This is a genomic window from Leadbetterella byssophila DSM 17132 (assembly GCF_000166395.1).
GTDB lineage: Bacteria > Bacteroidota > Bacteroidia > Cytophagales > Spirosomataceae > Leadbetterella > Leadbetterella byssophila.
This window is the reverse complement of the sequence record NC_014655.1, coordinates 3,789,009-3,806,675: the sequence shown is the minus strand read 5'-3', so window position 1 is coordinate 3,806,675 and position 17,667 is coordinate 3,789,009. Positions and strand designations below refer to the sequence as shown.

Genomic DNA, 17,667 nt, shown 5'->3' with positions numbered 1-17,667 from the left:
TATGGAGATACTCAGTTCATTAATTGTTTTGCCTTTGATAAGTTCCTTACTTATCCTTTTGCTCCCTAAGGCATACAAAAACTTTTATAAGTGGATAGGTTTAATCACTCAAGTCCTATTGATGATCAATGTGAGTACGCTCTTAGGTCTTTTTGAGAGAGACAACGCTGAATATCAGTTTCTGGAACATAGCGAGTGGTTTCGGTTATTTTTAGGTAACTCTTCCCTGCTTTCTATAGATTATATTTTAGGGGTAGATGGCTTGTCCATCAGCATGATAGCTTTAAGCAGCATCGTTTTTTTAATAGCATCCATTTCCTCCTTTAAAGTTCACACTAGGGAAAAGACTTACCATAGCTTATTGCTTTTATTAACTGCATCTGTTTATGGCTGTTTCCTAGCTGTAGACTTCTTCCTTTTCTTTGTTTTCTTTGAATTCATGCTTCTTCCCATGTACTTTTTGATAGGAATTTGGGGAGGGGAAAACAGGGCATTTGCTTCACTGAAGTTCTTCATCTATACCTTCGGCGGATCAGTATTTATCTTAATCGCCATGATCTGTCTGGTCATTTCTCATCAGGACGAATTCTTTACCAGTGAGTATGCGCGATTAGTATATAGTTTTGATTTCCGCACCTTAAAAGATGCATCAAATCTCATAGAGCATTCTCTTTTAAGCATAGAACATCCTACCATGATCCTAGGAATTCCGGCCAGAGATTTTGTTTTCTTGCTGCTATTAATAGGTTTTGGGGTAAAAATGCCGGTATTTCCATTTCATACCTGGTTGCCGGATGCACACGTGGAAGCGCCCACTCCTATCTCTGTAATATTGGCTGGAATTCTATTAAAAATAGGAGGTTACGGCGTCCTTCGGATAGCCTACCCTCTACTTCCGGATGCCAGTGTCAAATACAGTGCTTTAATAGGCATCCTAGGACTGATTTCTATCATCTACGGTGCTTTGAATGCCTTGAACCAGCAGGACCTAAAGAAGATGATAGCCTACTCCTCTATCAGCCATATGGGTTTTGTATTTGTGGGTATTGCTTCCTTCCATACCATAGGATTTAATGGGGCGATATTTCAAATGTTTAGCCACGGAATCTTGTCGTCCATGTTATTCCTCATAGCCGGGGTAATCTATGACAGGACGCATGACAGGCAGATCTACCATTACAAGGGATTGGCTAAGAAGATGCCATATTTTACTGTATTGGTTGCCGTAGCTTTCTTTGGATCTTTAGGCCTTCCCTCTCTTTCCGGATTTATAGGAGAATTTTTGACGCTACATGGTGGATTCCAATCGGAAGTTCTACCCAAAGCCATACCCATGTTAGGGGTATTAGGTATCATCTTATCGGCCATCTATTTCTTATGGACATTCCAAAAGATGTTTTTGGGTGAGTACCAGCCATCGGAGGAGTATAGAAGTTTATTAAAAGATTTAGATAGAAGAGAACTATTTATGTTAACTTCTTTAGGGATTATTACTCTTTTGACCGGTGTTTGGCCCAATTTGGTCCTACGCTACATCAATGCAAGTTTGACTGAATTATTGAAATGAACCCTTTAGATCACATATTTGAAAGTTCTTCACGTCTCCTTCCGGAATGGATATTGTTGATAGGTGCAGTAGTGATCTTATTGACTGTACGTAGAAAATGGGCTCCCTTTCTCTACCTTCTAACTATTATTTCCTATATCTTCAGTTTAGTGTTATCAGGAGAAATAGTCAATGGAGACGTACTGTATGGTGGACTTTTAGTTTGGGACAAAACAGGGATTATCATCAAACAATTGGCCGGTTTAGCTGCTTTAATCTTCTTTGTACACGCCCGTTTATTCAAGTACCCCTACAAAGGAGAAGTGTTTCTAATGGTCTTATTCACCTTACTGGGAATTAGTTTTCTCAGCATGACCACACACTTTCTGACAGCCTATGTCTCTTTGGAACTGATCTCTTTGTCCTCTTATGTATTAGTGAGTATGGGCAAGGAAAAAAGGCAGTTTGAAGCGGGCATCAAATATCTGATCTTTGGGGCATCGGCCTCCGCCATCATGCTGTGGGGCATCTCACTTTTCTATGGCATGACCCATCTATTGGACTTTAGTTCTCCGGATTTTATCAAGGCATTAGGGGAAACTTCTCCAGCATTAGTGGAATGCCTTTGCTTTTTAGTACTGGGAGGTTTCCTTTTCAAGATAGCCGCGGCACCTTTTCATCATTGGGTACCGGATGTGTACGAAAGTACCTCTACTCCTGTTTTATCTTATTTGTCCTTTGCCCCGAAAGCCGCCGGATTTGCATTTATCTATCGCTTTGTTTCGTCAGAAATTTCGGACCTAAACTTAGCTTTGGCACTGATCATATTCTTAAGCTTGGCTGTAGGAAACTTCTCTGCTCTGTGGCAAAAGGATTTCAAGCGGATGTTAGGTTATTCCGGAATTGCACAGTCTGGATTTATCCTTACGGGGTTAATAACAGGAAATCATTCTGATGCATACGGTACATTCTTCTATCTAGTCACCTATTTACCCGTCACCATGGGGTCCTTTTTCCTGGCTGATTTCTTATGGAAAAAAGTGGAAAGTATGGAGATATCCTCCTTTGCTGGCTTAGGTAAAACCTATCCATTATTGGGATTAAATGCCTTAGTAATCCTCATTTCCCTGGTAGGATTACCTCCTACTATAGGCTTTATGGCCAAACTTGTAGTATTTAGTTCCTTGGCAGACGCTGCCTCTGTATCCAGCGGATTCCTACTTTATGGATTGTTGATATTTGGTTTAATGAATGCCGCTATTTCCCTATTCTACTATTTGCGGCCGGCATACTTCATGATCATCAAAGATCCCAGCGAAAGAACATCCCTGTACAACTTTGATTTAGCTTTGAGTTTAACCTTAAGTTACTTTAGCTTTACTTTGATTTATCTATTTTTCGCTCCTGACTTTATTAGCAAATGGGCAAGTGGAATCTTTTAAGGCAGTAGTTCGTAAACCAAATCTCTTCCTGATTCAATCTCCCTTTTTCCTATACAGTTGGGGTTAGATTGGCAATAACTATAAACCCTTACTTCTTTAAAAATGAGCCCCACTCCGGCCTGGTATCTTTCATAGCTCTTATTCAAATGAATCAAACTTGAATCTGCTGCATGAACCACATCCATTAATTTCTCTCCCGCGCTTACCCATTTATAGGTTTGATTTGGCAGATGATTTAAAGTATTTCCATTCCAGGTTTGGCCTTCCACAGGAGGAATAATGAGCTTCACGTAGGGAATATTATTTTCTACTCGCACCACCTTCTCTACTTGTTTATATACTGTCCAAACGGAATCAATCTTCCATGACTCATCAAGGCTATTTTTTCTATATCTCTCCAATCTTAGTATGGGAGTACCTTGAACATGGCCAACCGTATCTCCTACAACTTCTTTAAGATACCATACAGAACGCTGTGGTTCGGCGGCCGCACTGTAACGTGTTTCGGTAACCTTGTATTCCAAAGTCTTATTGATTTCCAAAGGAAAGTAGTCTTCTCTTTCGGCTTCAGTAGTTTCACAAGCCACGGCCAATAAAACCAAATAGAAATATTTCTTCATGTCAAATTCTAAATTATGCCATTTCCCAAATGGGAACAAAGCCAAAATCTGGCAAGTCTCCCAAGATCACCTTGCCTTCATACTCTACCCACGCATGCGCTTCAAAACCCTTCGCATTATTCACTCCTATCCGAAGATGAACTTCCGGAGCTAAATACTTCAAAGTTAAAGCTTGAACCAAACAAGTTGTCTTTAATTTCCCTCCTGTTTTTTTTATCAATATAGCCCATTCCTCTATTACATTTTCTGGAGAAGGAGGAGTGGAAGGAAGGGTATATATCTTTTGAAATTTACCAAAGTTCATAAACAGGAGTAAGATCCTGAATTTCATCTGGAGATACGTTACTCGGCCGAGTTTGAGTAGATACCTCATTCTTCAAAGATGAGATTTTCATTAATTAGCTCATACAAGATGCGCAGTACGTCATCCTTACAAGTAGGTTCGTCTGTGTCGTAGGCCTCTACTACACAATTTACCAAATCTTCTGCGGAAACCGGCCCCGCTTTTATCTTTTCCCAAAGGAATCCCCCTACTTCATTTAGGCTAAAATAGACGCCACTGTCTGCATTTAAAACCACTACCTCCTCACCTACATTAGCAGTAGTACATGCTGGATTTATGGAATATTTCATGGTAATTTTTACTTCTGTAGAGATTCTGTGTATGTTTTGCAAAAATATGATTAAATTTTCAAAAAATACGTTTAAAAATTGAGTCATTACTACCGAACAGCCCAATTAAACATAGTTTCAGATGTAGAACTTCCCAGTCTGCCGTCCATTTCTGCCGAATCTAAGATAGATGTTCGCATAGAACGAGCAGACTTCCTATTATCTGAGCCTTCTGAATCGGCGGTAAATCTGACTCGTTTGGGTATTCAGCCAAATTTTGCCCTTATAAAAAATGGTCACTTTTTTGACTGGATCGAGCATGGAAAGTATCAAATATTAGATGGAAATTTAATAAATTATGACGGTAAAGCCAGCAGCTCAGCATATTTAGAGCACTTCATTATCAATGAGGTATTCGCTTCCATCTTCTTTCAAAGAGGCGCCTACCTGCTTCATGGAGCTGCAGCCTTAAATCCTGACGGAACTGCTACGGTAGTTTTCGGTGAGCCGGGGGCTGGAAAATCCACAACCTTAGGTATGTTAGTTAAATCCGGTGCAAAGGTGCTGTCAGACGAAATCGTAGTTATTCAATTTATAGAAGGAAAACCCTTCCTTTATCCATTTGTTCCATTATTAAGACTATGGGGGAATTCTGCGCAATATTTAGGTTATGAGCAAACTAATTCAGAAAAAAAATACGAATTCCCTGTACCTCCACTCGAAGAAGCATTCCCTTTAAAAAATGCCATATCGCTTAAACAAGGAGAGCATTTTGAAGTAGGGAATGGGGCGGACCACACCTTTCATTTGGATTTATTTGGGAATTTTCCTTTACCCAGAACTGTACTCACACCGGTAGAGCAAATGAGGAGATTCCAAGCCTCCGCAGATCTTATACGTCTGTGTAAATGTTATAAGGTTCAAAGGAACTCTAGCTCCTTTGAACCTATGGACGAGTGGATTAACGAACTCCTAAAACTTTAAGTTTCCCTTCATCAGAAGGGGCTACTTTCCATTGGGAATCAAAATATCCCCAGATTCTATCTCCGTCTTTTTCCATGGTCCAATCCCCATAGCCCATGAGAGAAACGGTTTTTGAGGTAGCTCTTAGGATTCTCAGAGCCGGATTCCCTTTGTCCTTCACTTCCCAAAAAGGAACTCCGGAATTGATTAACACTCTTTTTTGCCCTCTGGGATAGATATATGTCATATTCACCCCTTCTACAAACTTAAAAGGAAGGGTGTCCTTAATATCTGCTATCACTTTATTTGTCTTATCTGTACCAAAAAGAATCAAATCAGAATTTTCAAGATCCTTTGGACTCAAGGCAAAATCTGGCAATACTCTGGGAAACACCATCACTCTACCTAGGAATTCCCCTCTGTAAAAGCTCCAATCCGCCGCAACTTCAGCCACCTTCCTCCTTCTTTCCAACTCTTCTTGAGATGGTTTGTCCAATGTACCATAAACATAAATATGCCTACCGCTGCTGATATCATCCATGGGCCCGGTTAGAGTAGAGGTCTTCCTTAATGCTCCTGACGGAACAGTTCCAATCTCTTCTCCCACAGAAGTATTGATGGACTTCCCATTCCATTCTACATTGATTTTTTGACCATTCTTCCAAGCTACACCCGGTAATATTCTAAAGGATTCTACCCCTTCCGACTTCACTTTGAATTTACCATTCCCAATGGCAATAGCCTCCACATTTCCAGTTTTTCCCGGCTCTAAACCGGTCAGTTCTATCCAAAAAGCCTTGTTATGCTTTAGACTAGCAGAAGAAAAGATGACCTTGTCAGGGTTCGGATTCCTTTTGAAATTAGAGAACCATTTAAACACTTGTCCGTCTGCGTAGGCTGGTACCCAACTGTCATGTAAAACCCCTGGATAAACATCATATTCCACCTTCGCTCCAACCTTCTTAAAATCTTCCACCCATTTATTTACGGAGGCAATAGGCACTGTAGGATCTGCATCGCCATGGAAGAATCTTGCAGGTATATGATATGCATTAGGCAAATAAGCAGCAGTACCTTCAGGAGGTGCAGGACAAACCGGCGCTATAGCCGCCCAAAAATCAGGCCTTGTAAGTCCTATCCAAAGTGTACCGCCTCCTCCCATAGAAAGACCGGTCAAATACGTTCTGTCTTCATCTATCTTAAATCTTCTTTTTACATCAGCTATCATGTCCCATACATCTGACTCTGCTACACCCTGGTAACCCATGGTTCCCCTGGCTAGTGGAGCCGCTACTATGTAAGGTACATCTTCCCATTCCGGGAAATACAAACTAGCGTCAGCATCATTTTCACCCTTGTTATTACTTTTTCCAAAAACCCTTCTCAGCGCGAGACGATGATTAGATCCCGCGCCATGCAGCATGACCACAAAGGGATAAGACTTTTTTTCGTCAAAATTCTTGGGAATGTAAATGGCATAAGGCTGATCTGTACCATCTACAAGGGAATGAAAACTAAGAACTTGAGGACCACTAGCGTACTTCTGAGCACTTAGACCCAAACTGAGACATAACAGTAAAAAAAATGAGGTAATAAATTTCATAGTATAAAAGGTTGATAGACTCCTAAACTACAAAAGACAAAGCAAAAAATCTAAACCGAAGGCTTTTACTGGCATTCATTTTGAAGAAAAAACAAAAAAAATCCATTTTAAATATTTACTTTTGTTTGTCGTTACTTTCCTAAACCCATGAATGTGAGCAAGATAATCTCCTTACGTAGTTGCTATGTGCTGACGTTAATCGTGATGATCGTCATGTTTCCTATTTTTGTCAGTGACGGTCATAATACGCTCTCCGTTGAATCTGCCAGATATTTCCCTCCTTATGAGCAACATATCCACGGGATTGATATTTCTAAGCATAATGGAGAAATAGAATGGAAAAAAGTTCAAGGTCACCGCTGGGCAGATGAACCTTTTCATTTCACGGTGATCAAAGCCACAGAAGGTGGGGATTTAGTTGACGCATATTTTAGAGAGAACTGGAAGAAAGCCAGGGAACATGGATTTGTTCGCGGCGCCTACCACTTCTTTACTTCCTTTACAGATCCGGAGATACAAGCCATAAATTATCTATCCACGGTAAAACATGAGGTAGGCGACTTTGTACCAGTACTCGATTTTGAAAATGACGGAAGAACACACAGTGAAAGGAAAAACCTAGCTCAAAATGCCAAAGTATGGTTAAAGATTGTCGAAGAACAAACGGGCAAGAAGCCCATCATTTATACCAATCATAAGATATATCATAAGTATATCAAGGAGCATTTACCGGAATACGACCTTTGGTTAGCAGATTATTCCGTGTATGATCCTTCGCACTATCAATTAAACAAACTTATCATGTGGCAACTGAGCGACGGAGGAGTGGTCCCCGGCATACCTCATGCTGTAGACCTAAATGTCTTCTACGGTTCACACCACAAATTTCAAAAATATCTTTTTTAATTTCCTATGTTAGAATCAGTTAAATTTGATCAGACTACGGCCTACAGAAAGCTAAAAAGTCACCACAAAACGATATCTAAACAAAGTATAGCCGAGCTATTCGATGCAGATCCTAAACGCGCCTCAAAATTCTCCCTACGTTTTCAAGACATCTTTGTAGACTTCTCTAAGAATAGAATAAACGGAAGAACATTATCGTATCTTATTGACCTGGCAAACGAATGCCGATTGAGCGAGGCCATCAATAAGATGTTCACAGGAGAAGCCATTAATGCCACTGAAAACCGTGCCGTACTACATACCGCTCTAAGAAACAGATCTAATGAGCCTGTTTATGTCAACGGAAAGGATGTAATGCCAGATGTCAACCGGGTGCTTGGACAAATGCGCACCTTTTCGGAAAGTGTAAGGTCAGGAGAATGGAAAGGATATACCGATAAGAAGATTACAGATATAGTAAATATTGGAATCGGAGGATCTGATCTAGGACCGGTAATGGTAACAGAAGCACTAAAACCTTATGGTAAAAAAGGTCTGAAAGTACATTTTGTTTCTAATGTTGACGGAACCCATATTTCAGAAACGTTGAAGGGATTAAATCCGGCTACTACCCTCTTCATGATCGCTTCTAAAACCTTTACTACCCAAGAAACTATGGCCAATGCTCACACCGCGAGAGCTTGGTTCCTGGAGGCTGCAAAGGATGAAAACTTTGTTAAAAAGCATTTTGTAGCCATTTCTACGAATGCAAAAGGAGTAGCGGAATTCGGCATCGATACGAAAAACATGTTCGAATTCTGGGACTGGGTAGGTGGAAGATATAGCCTATGGAGTGCCATAGGTCTGTCTATAGCTTGCTATATTGGGTTCTCAAATTATGAACAATTATTAACCGGAGCACATGATATTGACCAACATTTCAGACACAGCACCTTCAGGAAGAACATACCTGTGATCCTGGGTCTGCTGGGCATTTGGTACAATAATTTCTATGGAGCAGAATCCCATGCTATTCTGCCATACGACCAATACATGCACCGTTTTGCGGCATATTTCCAACAAGGAGACATGGAATCTAACGGTAAAAGTGTGAACCGTTCTGGAGAAAAGATCAATTACCATACCGGACCAGTTATCTGGGGTGAACCGGGTACAAATGGACAACACGCCTTCTACCAATTGATTCACCAAGGCACTAAACTTATTCCTTGCGACTTCATGGCACCGGTCATCAGCCATAATCCAATAGGAGAACATCACAAACTTCTGCTATCAAATTTCTTTGCGCAAACTGAAGCTTTAATGAATGGTAAATCAGAGGCAGAAGCCAGAGCAGAATTAGAAAAGGCGGGGAAATCTAAAGAAGAGATAGACTTCCTGGTTCCATTCAAAGTGTTTGAAGGCAATAGACCTACTAACTCCTTCTTGTTCAAAAAACTCACACCAAGGGTATTAGGTAGCCTAATAGCCATCTATGAACATAAAATCTTTGTTCAAGGGGTTATTTGGAACATCTTCTCATTCGACCAGTGGGGTGTGGAATTAGGAAAACAATTGGCCAATAAGATCTATCCCGAATTACAAGATGCTGAACCTGTGAGCTCTCATGACGGCTCCACGAATCAGTTGATCAATCTTTATAAGAAATGGAGAAAATAGAGCCGTAGCTCTATTTTTTTATCCTGAATTTTCAATTATTACTGAAAATATGAAATTTTCTGTCCTTTTATTTGGAAATAAATTTTCAATAAATTATAATTGTATCAGGATTTCGGCTAACGTGCAAATTTACCGAGTTACTGTGCTTTCCTTTTTTAAGCCCATAACGTCGCGAAGCGACAATCAAAAAAATTAAGTTGTATAGATTCACTTGAAATCGGATTAGTCTTAAATTTTTTTAAGACTAATTTTTTTGTCCAAACATTAGGAATAGAAACTACTATTCAGTTACTTTGAAAATCAAAGTACTTTTATTTATGAATAAAGATCAAATTTCCATCTTCTACTTTGGCTCAGCCACAGCACTACTTTTACTCCCATTAATTGCCATGCAGTTTACTTCTGAAGTGAAGTGGGAGGCTTTGGATTTTATCATTGCCGGGATTTTACTTTTTGGAACGGCCACGACCTTAGACTATATCCAAAGAAAAATAAAACCCCTGAAAAAGGTTTTACTTCTCTCAGGGGCAGTACTACTTCTGCTCTTCTTAATCTGGGCAGAATTAGCAGTAGGTATCTTTGGATCTCCTATTGCCGGATCGTAATGGCAGTACCTCCTCCCGGGGCTAAAGGAATGTTCAAAACCGTACTTGCGTCTACTTGAACCTTTCTGATTCTATATTTCATGGGATCTTTTTCCCAATGAGCTCCGGGAGCATCTTCGTAAATGGTAGCCGTAAATTTCTTTCCTTTCGGCAGGAAATTTAGATTCAAATTCGCATTTCTAGAGTTTTCATCTGTTATCGCCCCAATAAACCATTCCTGCTTTCCTTTGGCTTTTCTGCCAACGCTTAGATAATCACCTGGCTCAGCTTCTAGTACATAGGTATCGTCCCAGTCTACTGCTACATCCTTTATGAATTGGAATGCATCAGAGAACCTTTCATAATTCTCAATTATATCTGCAGCCATCTGTAAGGGGCTATATAAAACCACGTAAAGAGCTAGCTGCTTAACCAATGTGGTATGTACTCTTTGGTCATTATTTGGATTATAATAATCAAAGGTAGTTTGAAGAATCCCCGGAGTATAATCCATTGCACCTCCAGTAAATCTGGTAAATGGCAGGATGGTAGTGTGATCCGGATCAGAGCCTCCCATGGATTCAAATTCTGTACCTCTGGCAGATTCCTGGGCTATCCAGTTGGGATACGTCCTACTTAACCCGGTAGGTCTCACAGCCTCATGAGAATTCACCATGATCTTATATTTTGCCGCCGTTTTAGCCACACGGATGTAGTGATTGACCATCCACTGCCCGCTTCTAAACTCACCTCTAGGTATAGGAAAACCTACGTACCCGGTTTTCACGGCATTGTAACCATTGTCTTTCATGAACTGAAAAGCTTGGTCCATCCTTCGCTCATAGTTAGTAGCAGATGCCGAAGTTTCATGATGCATCATCAATTTCACTCCTTTGGAGGCTGCATAATCTCTTAGATAAGGCAAATCAAAGTCGGGATAAGGAGTTACAAAGTCAAATACATCCTCTTTCCATAGGCCATACCAGTCCTCCCATCCTTCGTTCCAGCCTTCTACTAGCACTTGATCCAAACCATGTTTGGCTGCAAAATCAATATGCTTTTTCACATTAGCTGTATTGGCTCCATGCTTACCGTTTGGTTTTAATGTTTTATAATCTGTTATCCCCAATTTAGTGTTTTGCTCGTCAGTATAAGCCCAGGTAGATCCTTTAACAAACATCTCCCACCATACACCTACATATTTCACAGGCTGGATCCAGTCGGTTTCTTTCAAAGCACAAGGTTCATTGAGATTCAAAATCATAGATGAGGCTATGATCTTTCGTGCATCATCTGTCACCATGACGGTCCGCCATGGAGTTACAAAATCCGTTTGTAAATATGCCTTATTCCCCACCGCATCCGGAGTTAAATGGCTGATGAATCCTTTCTCAGTAAGCTCTAAACTCATGGCAGGGTAGTTCACTAGAGCCGCCTCATGAAAATGGATATAGATTCCTTTCTCATTTTTTAAAAGCAAAGGAGCTTGAACAGCTTTAATACCTCTATTTTGGAACAAAGGATAACTCTCTCCGGCGGTTAGCCTTCCAGAAGCCAGAATAGCCGGAATCTCAGAAAATTTAGAGGTGGTAGTTCTGTATTCTTCCGTATTGTAATCTCCGGGCAACCAAAACGCCAAAGGATCTCCCTCAATATTGAACTGGGTCAATTCGTCTTGAACAATAAAATATTGCAAATTAGCTTGCCTAGGAAACTCATATCTGAACGCCAAGCCTTCATCATACAGTCGGAACCTCAAATGAACCTGCGTAGCTCTCTTCTTTTGGTACAATTCCACTTCCAGTTCATTAAAGTGATCTCTAATCTCCTTGTATTGTCCCAATACCGGAGTCCACTTTGAATCTTGAGAACTGACCTTATGTTTCACCACTTCAAACCCGTCCCTCAGAGAAACGGTGTCATTGAGCAATTTGAAACCTAAAGTACTTGGAAAGATGATGGTCTGATCTTTAAACTTCAAGGTATAAACCGGCTCACCTTTGGAATTTAATGAAAAATCCAATTTTAATTTTCCATCAGGAGATTGAATATTTTGCTGGGCAAAGGCCATTTTCCCCAGAAAACACAAGAGTAAGAAGAATCGCATACAGTTTAGTTTTTGTGGCAAGATAAGCCAATAGTATGACGCAAGAGTGCCAGTATACCTGCAGGGGTACATCTTTTGAAAATCGGCACCTTTTTATTATTTTTGAATATTTCCTATAAATAATATAACTAATTAGCTATGTATAAAATAATACTAATGATAGATTTTGCGGAATCTTACAGTAAGGAACTATTGAGGGGCATAGCAAAGTATTCCAAAGAACATGGACCCTGGGTATTCTGCAGAATGCCCCTTTTCCAAAGGGAAACCATAGGCATGCAAGGAATCCTAGAATGGGCCATGGAATGGGGAGCAGATGGTATCATAGGACAGTTCTACAATGACCCCACCGTCATAGCATTCAAAGAAGCAGGCATTCCCATAATTGCTCAGGATTTTAAAGAGAGATTCACAGAAATCCCCAATATCACTGGAGCACATAGAGAAGCCGGAATCATGGGCGCGGAATATTTCCTAAAAAAAGGGTTTAAACAATTCGCCTTCTATGGCTTCAAGAAAATAGTATGGTCAAGGGAAAGAGCGGAAGGATTTGAAAATCGAGTGAATAAAGCGGGATACAAGGTTCATTATTTTGAAAATGACAATAGCGACTCAGATAATATCTGGTACTATAGACCCAGCGCTTTAAGTCAGTGGTTAAAATCCCTTCCTAAACCCATAGCCCTGATGGCTTGCGACGATAACCAGGGCCAGCACATCACTGAAGCTTGTAGACACTCAGGAATCGCCATTCCCCAGGAGGTAGCCGTCCTGGGAGTAGATAATGATGAAATGATCTGTGAATTCTCAGATCCGCCTCTTTCCAGTATAGCCCAAGACGCCGAATTTGGAGGTTACCAGACCGCCAAACTATTGGAGGAAATGATCAAAAATAAGAACACACCCACTAGAGATATAGTGGTAAAGCCTACACAAGTCATTACCCGACAATCCTCAGACATATACGCTACAAACGACCATCACATTGCCACCGTTTTGAAATACATCCACCAAAACCTGGAAAAGACCATACAGGTAAACGATGTGGTGAAACAAGTCCCCCTTTCCCGAAGAACCTTAGAAAAGAGATTCCAAAGCATCACAGGATATCCCATCTACAAGTACATATCTAATTTAAGGATGGAGAAAGTAAGTAACCGACTATTAGAAACGGACATGAACGTTTTTGAAATAGCCCTTGAGCTGGGTTTAAATGACACCAAAAACCTATCAAGACAGTTTAAACAAATGAAGGGAGTACCACCTAGTGCCTATAGAAAGCAGTTTACTGGTCATTGACCAATCTGTCAAAGTACTCTTTTAAAACTTTAGTAATATCTTCTTCTGAATCTTCCAAAAGCATCAGCAACTCATCTAACTCCTCAGGAGTCAGAGAGTTACTGATTAATTTATGGATTAATATTTCTACTCGTGTAGAGGGCATACTAAGGCTGCAATCCGTTTTTATCTGAAATAAAAGCACGGGTACTGATCAAATAAGTTCCACCCGAAGGATTTTTATATTTCAAGTCAATATAAAATCCATGATATCCTTTCTGAGGATTTGGAACTACCATCTTAATCTCCTCACCTATCTTAACACGAGTTTTCTGCCAGAAATTGTTCCGGAAATCTTTATCAGACGAACTGGTATACCATAAAGAAGCTTCCATCAAACCGTCACGGGGAGCATCAATGCTTATCTCCGTTCCTCCTTTTACATTTTGAACCTTCCATTTAGGTACAGGATAAGGCTTATTTTGAAGGGTGGTAGCAAAAAATCCATTCAGCGCTTCAAAAGCCTGTGCGCCTCCACCCAGGTCATGTCCGGCATTAGGCACTAAATGTATCATATTCGTCCCCGGGATTTCATCCCAGGAGAACTTGATGGCATCTAAAGTCCAATACTCGTCATTAGTCCCTATAAAAATCATCTTAGGGTGCTTCAGTTTCGATCTATAAGAATAGGGATCTATCATGGCTTGTAATGCCTTACCATCTGCAGAGCTGATATCTTGAGCTATTCCTAACTTGGTATAATCCTCAATCTGTATGCTGTACTCCCCGTAGGTCTTGTACTGATAATTGAGGGTTTCCGGCATGTTCAACATGTCTATCACCATAGGGGCAATAGCCACCACTCTGGAATCATCTATGGCTGAACTTAACCAAGTGGTCCATCCTCTTTTTGATGCACCGGATATCACAAATCGCTTGATCTCCTTTTTACTCTTTTCCTTTACTAGATCCTGGATAGCATCTAAACCTCTCACTGCAGACTTTACCATAGGAAAAAGCAAAGGCCAGGAATAATCTTTATCTTTCTTGAATTGATGTAACGTATACGAAATCAATTCATCTTCTGTCATAGTGCCAATGATGGGTTGATTTGGCACCTGTTTAATGATAGCTGTCACCGCTTTATTTTGTTTGGCCATAGCAGACAAAACTGGCCAATATCTGTCGTCATTATCTGACCAGTTCGGCTCTCCATTCTTAACCGAGCCTCCGGTTATAAACAATAATGCTCCATCATAAGCCATATCTTCAGGCACAAAAACGGTCAATTGGTGTTTCCATACAAATTCTCTCCATTTCTGAGAGGTCAACAATACATTATATCTGGTAACTCCCTTTTCTGTATGCGTATCTTTGATTTCCCATTTGTAGGTTTTATCTCCGTTCTCTATATAAGACTTCAATGCGGTTTCAGGCGTTTGAGCCAAGACCACACATGGGATCCAAAAAATCAATAGTGCTTTAAGCCATTTCATATTATTTCTTGATTAATTCTAGGGAGCGTTCTATTAAGATTTCACCCGTACTTTCTCCCAAACTGGTACGTGTGATGTAATTGTATTTTTCAAAACTATCGTAATCCACCTTTGAAAGTATATACCCAAAAGCATCATTTGTCAATCCGAACAGAAAAGGGTAAGGGGTGTTCATTTTCCGTTTCAAATAATATCCGATATTCGGCAAGGCCTCACCCGGTATAGTCAAGATTTTCACCGGCCCTAATTCTATCAAATATTGCACTGTCTCTACCTGATTTCCCTTTCCATATCCCAAAGGTGATTTCTCCAAAATGTATTTCATTTGAGGATTTTCAACAGGAAAGACCAGAATCTGAGATCTAATCTTCAAGAGGGGCTGATCCACTCTCTTTCCCACTTGTAACAATCTCAATGCTTCAGAACCTAGTAGCCTTCCTATCCTTTGGCACTCTTCCCATGTATTAACTTCACCCTCCTTTCTCCTATTGTCTGCTGTTACCATTCCACCTTGGGCACCATTAATAAACATGCCCATTCCTCCACCCTTTTCCTCTATATAATCATATAATGGCCCGCATAAATCCGGGCTAAGAATGCCTTGTTTTGAACCAATAACCTCCGGATGTATGGCATAATTAACTAGGGTGGCAATGGGCTTCTCTCCATTCAAAAATTGGATTACTCCTACATTTGGATCATATAAATCAGGTGCATAATAATTATAGGCTATTCCATTTGCTGCCTTACCATAGCTTACTTTCACTTCGGCATCTACTTGAGTCTTTTCCGCTTCAATTATACATTCAGCCATGATCCTAGTACAACGGTCCAAATACTCTAAATCTGCATAATGGTGACCTGTTTCATCCGGAAAAGCATAAGCATCCGGAGCAGAATGGGTGTGAGTGGCAGAGATCAGTATATGTTTAAAATCTGGTAAAAGGGCTCTGGTCTTATTACCCAAAGCGGCAGGCCAACCAAGATTATCAATGCTCACCCATGCTACCTTTTCATCCCCTGAACGGATAACTACAGCTCTTATACTTAACTCTCCCTTTTTCTCCTTGACGGATTTAGGAGTACCTATTCCTCCGGAAACAGGCAGCAGAGGATCAGGAGTGACCATCCTTTTGGCCACTCCTACTTTTAAGTTCTGAGTCCAAGCTGTATGAAACCAGAACAAGCATAGAATCAGTATTAACCTCATTAATATGGTTTACCTGTTCCTTGAAGTACCCACATCTTAGACCATGCACTATTTCCGGCTTCCGGTCCGCTGAAATTAGTTAATTCCATTCTACTCATGGCCGCATCTGCATTAGCCTTATTTAGATTTCGTTCATCTAACATGTAGAAGAATCTCAATGGTATAGCCTTTCTTACAGCTTGTGTGCCGGGCTGAAGCTCAGGATAGCCTGTTCTTCTATAGTCAAACCAACTTTGAGCAGCTGCATTCCAAGAAGCTATCCACTTCTGTTCCATTAGTTGCTTTAGAGTTCCGTCATACTTGACTTTTGGAGACGCAATATAGGCTGCATAATTTCCACCAACCCCCCAAGCGTCAAAGGATGCTTTTATAGCATTGTTATAGTGGGTTTCAGCGATTCCTACGTTCCATCCCCTCTGAGCTGCCTCCGCTAATATAAAGTGGACTTCGGCAGCAGACATTAGTCGGGCTTTAAGTTGATTTCCTTTAGCTTGTTTATAGATATCATTCAACCATGACACATGCGGATTATTTGCTGCTTGCTCCGCGGTAGGACTCAAGTTATACGCAGCTCCACCTAACATACCCGGAGGAAGTCCCACATATTCAGGGTGAGTGTTCACTGCTAATCCTTGAACTCTCTGCAAGGACAAGATTCTCTTTCCATTCTCAATACGATCTACCACCCCGGTAAGAGTAGAGTCAACCACAAGTGGAATTTGTACCTTAGCCGCCCACACTCCTATTCTAGGGTCCTTTAGGTCTAGAAGTTTATCTACTAGAGTAGCGCACATTTTTATTCTTCTAAAATTGCTACCACTGGCATCATAGACGGCATTGGCCGGCCAAGAGTCCGCATTGCTGTTTCCGGCAAAAGCCATATTTGCTTCATCAGCTATGGCAGTGATGATAGGATACATAGAGGCATTGCCCACTATTTTTTCTATACCTGCACGTGCTACATCGGGCTTTTTCGCTGAGATTCTATTGTAAAATCTCAGTGCCAAAGAGTTCGCCAATCTCCTCCATTTCATGGGATTTCCGGCGTAATACACATCTGCGTTACCTGTAGTTCCGGTGTATTCATTTGCAGATTTTGAAAGTAAGGTATTCGCCTTTTCCAGATCCGCTAAAATACCGGTATAAATATCTTCCTGTCTATCATATACGGGGAAGGTGTTCTGCTCTCCTCCTTCTGCCCCTTTTAAGGCGGCTGAATATGGAGCATCACCCCAGAGGTCAGTAATGAGTCCAAAGATCATGGATTTCATCACTAGAGAAATACCTTGATGAAGCTCATACCCCAGTTCTACACTTCTATCATAAACATACTGATTATCGCGAAGGATAGCATACCATTCCGTCCAGGATTGACTTCCACCCCAATCGTAATCATTATGTGCGGATGACCAACCGTCTTTTTGAGTATGTTGCATCAAACCACCCATAATATTATCAAAGTTCAGTCGAGTATATTCCATACCTGTTTCAGTCAAAACGGTGGACAATACCAGGTTTGGATTGGCCTTTTTCGGATCTACTCCGTTAGGATTCACGTTGAGTTCCGTGAGGTCATAGCAGGAGAACATAAAGAAGGTTAACACCCAGGCCAGTTTTGAAAAGTTATATTTTTTCATGATG

16 protein-coding genes are annotated in these 17,667 nt (G+C 40.7%); 7 read left to right on the top strand and 9 right to left on the bottom strand.

Translation table 11 applies throughout. The annotated features are described in order from the left end of the window. Nucleotide 1 precedes the first annotated feature (1 nt). Both LBYS_RS16945 and LBYS_RS16940 read left to right on the top strand, forming a co-directional pair. Nucleotides 2-1,567, top strand: a complete 1,566-nt coding sequence (locus LBYS_RS16945) for a complex I subunit 4 family protein (protein ID WP_013410068.1) — start codon at nt 2-4, stop codon at nt 1,565-1,567. After that, nucleotides 1,564-2,988, top strand: coding sequence for an NADH-quinone oxidoreductase subunit N (locus LBYS_RS16940; protein ID WP_013410067.1), 1,425 nt, complete (start codon nt 1,564-1,566; stop codon nt 2,986-2,988). Before LBYS_RS16945 ends, LBYS_RS16940 begins: the two co-directional genes overlap by 4 nt. Here the strand turns inward: LBYS_RS16940 and LBYS_RS16935 are convergent. The 3 genes from LBYS_RS16935 to LBYS_RS16925 are packed head-to-tail and all read right to left on the bottom strand — an operon-like array spanning nt 2,985 to nt 4,241. Then, nucleotides 2,985-3,608, bottom strand: coding sequence for a hypothetical protein (locus tag LBYS_RS16935; protein WP_013410066.1), 624 nt, complete (start codon nt 3,606-3,608; stop codon nt 2,985-2,987). The two genes, LBYS_RS16940 and LBYS_RS16935, sit on opposite strands and share 4 nt — an antisense overlap. A gap of 13 nt (nt 3,609-3,621) precedes the next feature. Continuing rightward, on the bottom strand, nt 3,622-3,939 hold the full coding sequence (locus tag LBYS_RS16930; protein WP_013410065.1) for a lasso peptide biosynthesis B2 protein: 318 nt from the start codon (nt 3,937-3,939) through the stop codon (nt 3,622-3,624). Between the two features lie 38 nt (nt 3,940-3,977). Further along, nucleotides 3,978-4,241 (bottom strand): PqqD family protein, encoded by a 264-nt coding sequence (locus LBYS_RS16925; protein WP_013410064.1) that lies wholly within the window; start codon nt 4,239-4,241, stop codon nt 3,978-3,980. A gap of 78 nt (nt 4,242-4,319) precedes the next feature. Between LBYS_RS16925 and LBYS_RS18500 the strand changes: the two genes are divergently transcribed. Then, complete coding sequence (locus LBYS_RS18500; protein WP_013410063.1) at nt 4,320-5,204, top strand: hypothetical protein; 885 nt, start codon at nt 4,320-4,322, stop codon at nt 5,202-5,204. Here the strand turns inward: LBYS_RS18500 and LBYS_RS16915 are convergent. Next, nucleotides 5,182-6,786 carry a carboxylesterase family protein gene (locus tag LBYS_RS16915; protein WP_013410062.1) on the bottom strand — a complete coding sequence of 535 codons (1,605 nt, stop codon included), beginning with the start codon at nt 6,784-6,786 and terminating at the stop codon, nt 5,182-5,184. The two genes, LBYS_RS18500 and LBYS_RS16915, sit on opposite strands and share 23 nt — an antisense overlap. 153 nt (nt 6,787-6,939) lie before the next feature. On the opposite strand from LBYS_RS16915, the gene LBYS_RS16910 reads away from it, so the two are divergent. The 3 genes from LBYS_RS16910 to LBYS_RS16900 all read left to right on the top strand — a co-directional run bounded on the left by LBYS_RS16910 (nt 6,940) and on the right by LBYS_RS16900 (nt 9,956). Next, the gene (locus LBYS_RS16910; protein ID WP_187287904.1) at nt 6,940-7,692 is read left to right on the top strand and encodes a glycoside hydrolase family 25 protein; all 753 of its coding nucleotides are present in this window, start codon (nt 6,940-6,942) and stop codon (nt 7,690-7,692) included. Between the two features lie 6 nt (nt 7,693-7,698). Continuing rightward, nucleotides 7,699-9,351 carry a glucose-6-phosphate isomerase gene (gene pgi / locus LBYS_RS16905; protein ID WP_013410060.1) on the top strand — a complete coding sequence of 551 codons (1,653 nt, stop codon included), beginning with the start codon at nt 7,699-7,701 and terminating at the stop codon, nt 9,349-9,351. 317 nt (nt 9,352-9,668) lie between these two features. Beyond that, nucleotides 9,669-9,956 carry a hypothetical protein gene (locus tag LBYS_RS16900; protein ID WP_013410059.1) on the top strand — a complete coding sequence of 96 codons (288 nt, stop codon included), beginning with the start codon at nt 9,669-9,671 and terminating at the stop codon, nt 9,954-9,956. Here the strand turns inward: LBYS_RS16900 and LBYS_RS16895 are convergent. Next, entirely contained in the window at nt 9,940-12,042 is a 2,103-nt protein-coding gene (locus tag LBYS_RS16895; RefSeq protein WP_013410058.1) for a glycoside hydrolase family 97 protein, read from the bottom strand. The genes LBYS_RS16900 and LBYS_RS16895 overlap by 17 nt on opposite strands. A 138-nt stretch (nt 12,043-12,180) precedes the next feature. Between LBYS_RS16895 and LBYS_RS16890 the strand changes: the two genes are divergently transcribed. Next, nucleotides 12,181-13,341 carry an AraC family transcriptional regulator gene (locus LBYS_RS16890; protein WP_013410057.1) on the top strand — a complete coding sequence of 387 codons (1,161 nt, stop codon included), beginning with the start codon at nt 12,181-12,183 and terminating at the stop codon, nt 13,339-13,341. Here the strand turns inward: LBYS_RS16890 and LBYS_RS19365 are convergent. From LBYS_RS19365 to LBYS_RS16875, 4 genes are read right to left on the bottom strand one after another with little or no spacing between them, the layout of a single operon-like run. Then, a complete protein-coding gene (locus LBYS_RS19365) occupies nt 13,328-13,486 on the bottom strand; it encodes a hypothetical protein (RefSeq protein ID WP_013410056.1) in 159 nt (52 codons plus the stop codon). The two genes, LBYS_RS16890 and LBYS_RS19365, sit on opposite strands and share 14 nt — an antisense overlap. Nucleotide 13,487: 1 nt before the next feature. Further along, nucleotides 13,488-14,816 carry a PhoPQ-activated pathogenicity-related family protein gene (locus tag LBYS_RS16885; protein ID WP_013410055.1) on the bottom strand — a complete coding sequence of 443 codons (1,329 nt, stop codon included), beginning with the start codon at nt 14,814-14,816 and terminating at the stop codon, nt 13,488-13,490. Between the two features lies 1 nt (nt 14,817). Further along, nucleotides 14,818-16,026: a hypothetical protein gene (locus tag LBYS_RS16880; RefSeq protein ID WP_013410054.1), complete on the bottom strand. Its 1,209-nt coding sequence runs from the start codon at nt 16,024-16,026 to the stop codon at nt 14,818-14,820. Then, a complete protein-coding gene (locus LBYS_RS16875) occupies nt 16,026-17,663 on the bottom strand; it encodes a SusD/RagB family nutrient-binding outer membrane lipoprotein (protein WP_013410053.1) in 1,638 nt (545 codons plus the stop codon). The genes LBYS_RS16880 and LBYS_RS16875 overlap by 1 nt, the downstream gene beginning before the upstream one ends. Between the last annotated feature and the right edge of the window lie 4 nt (nt 17,664-17,667).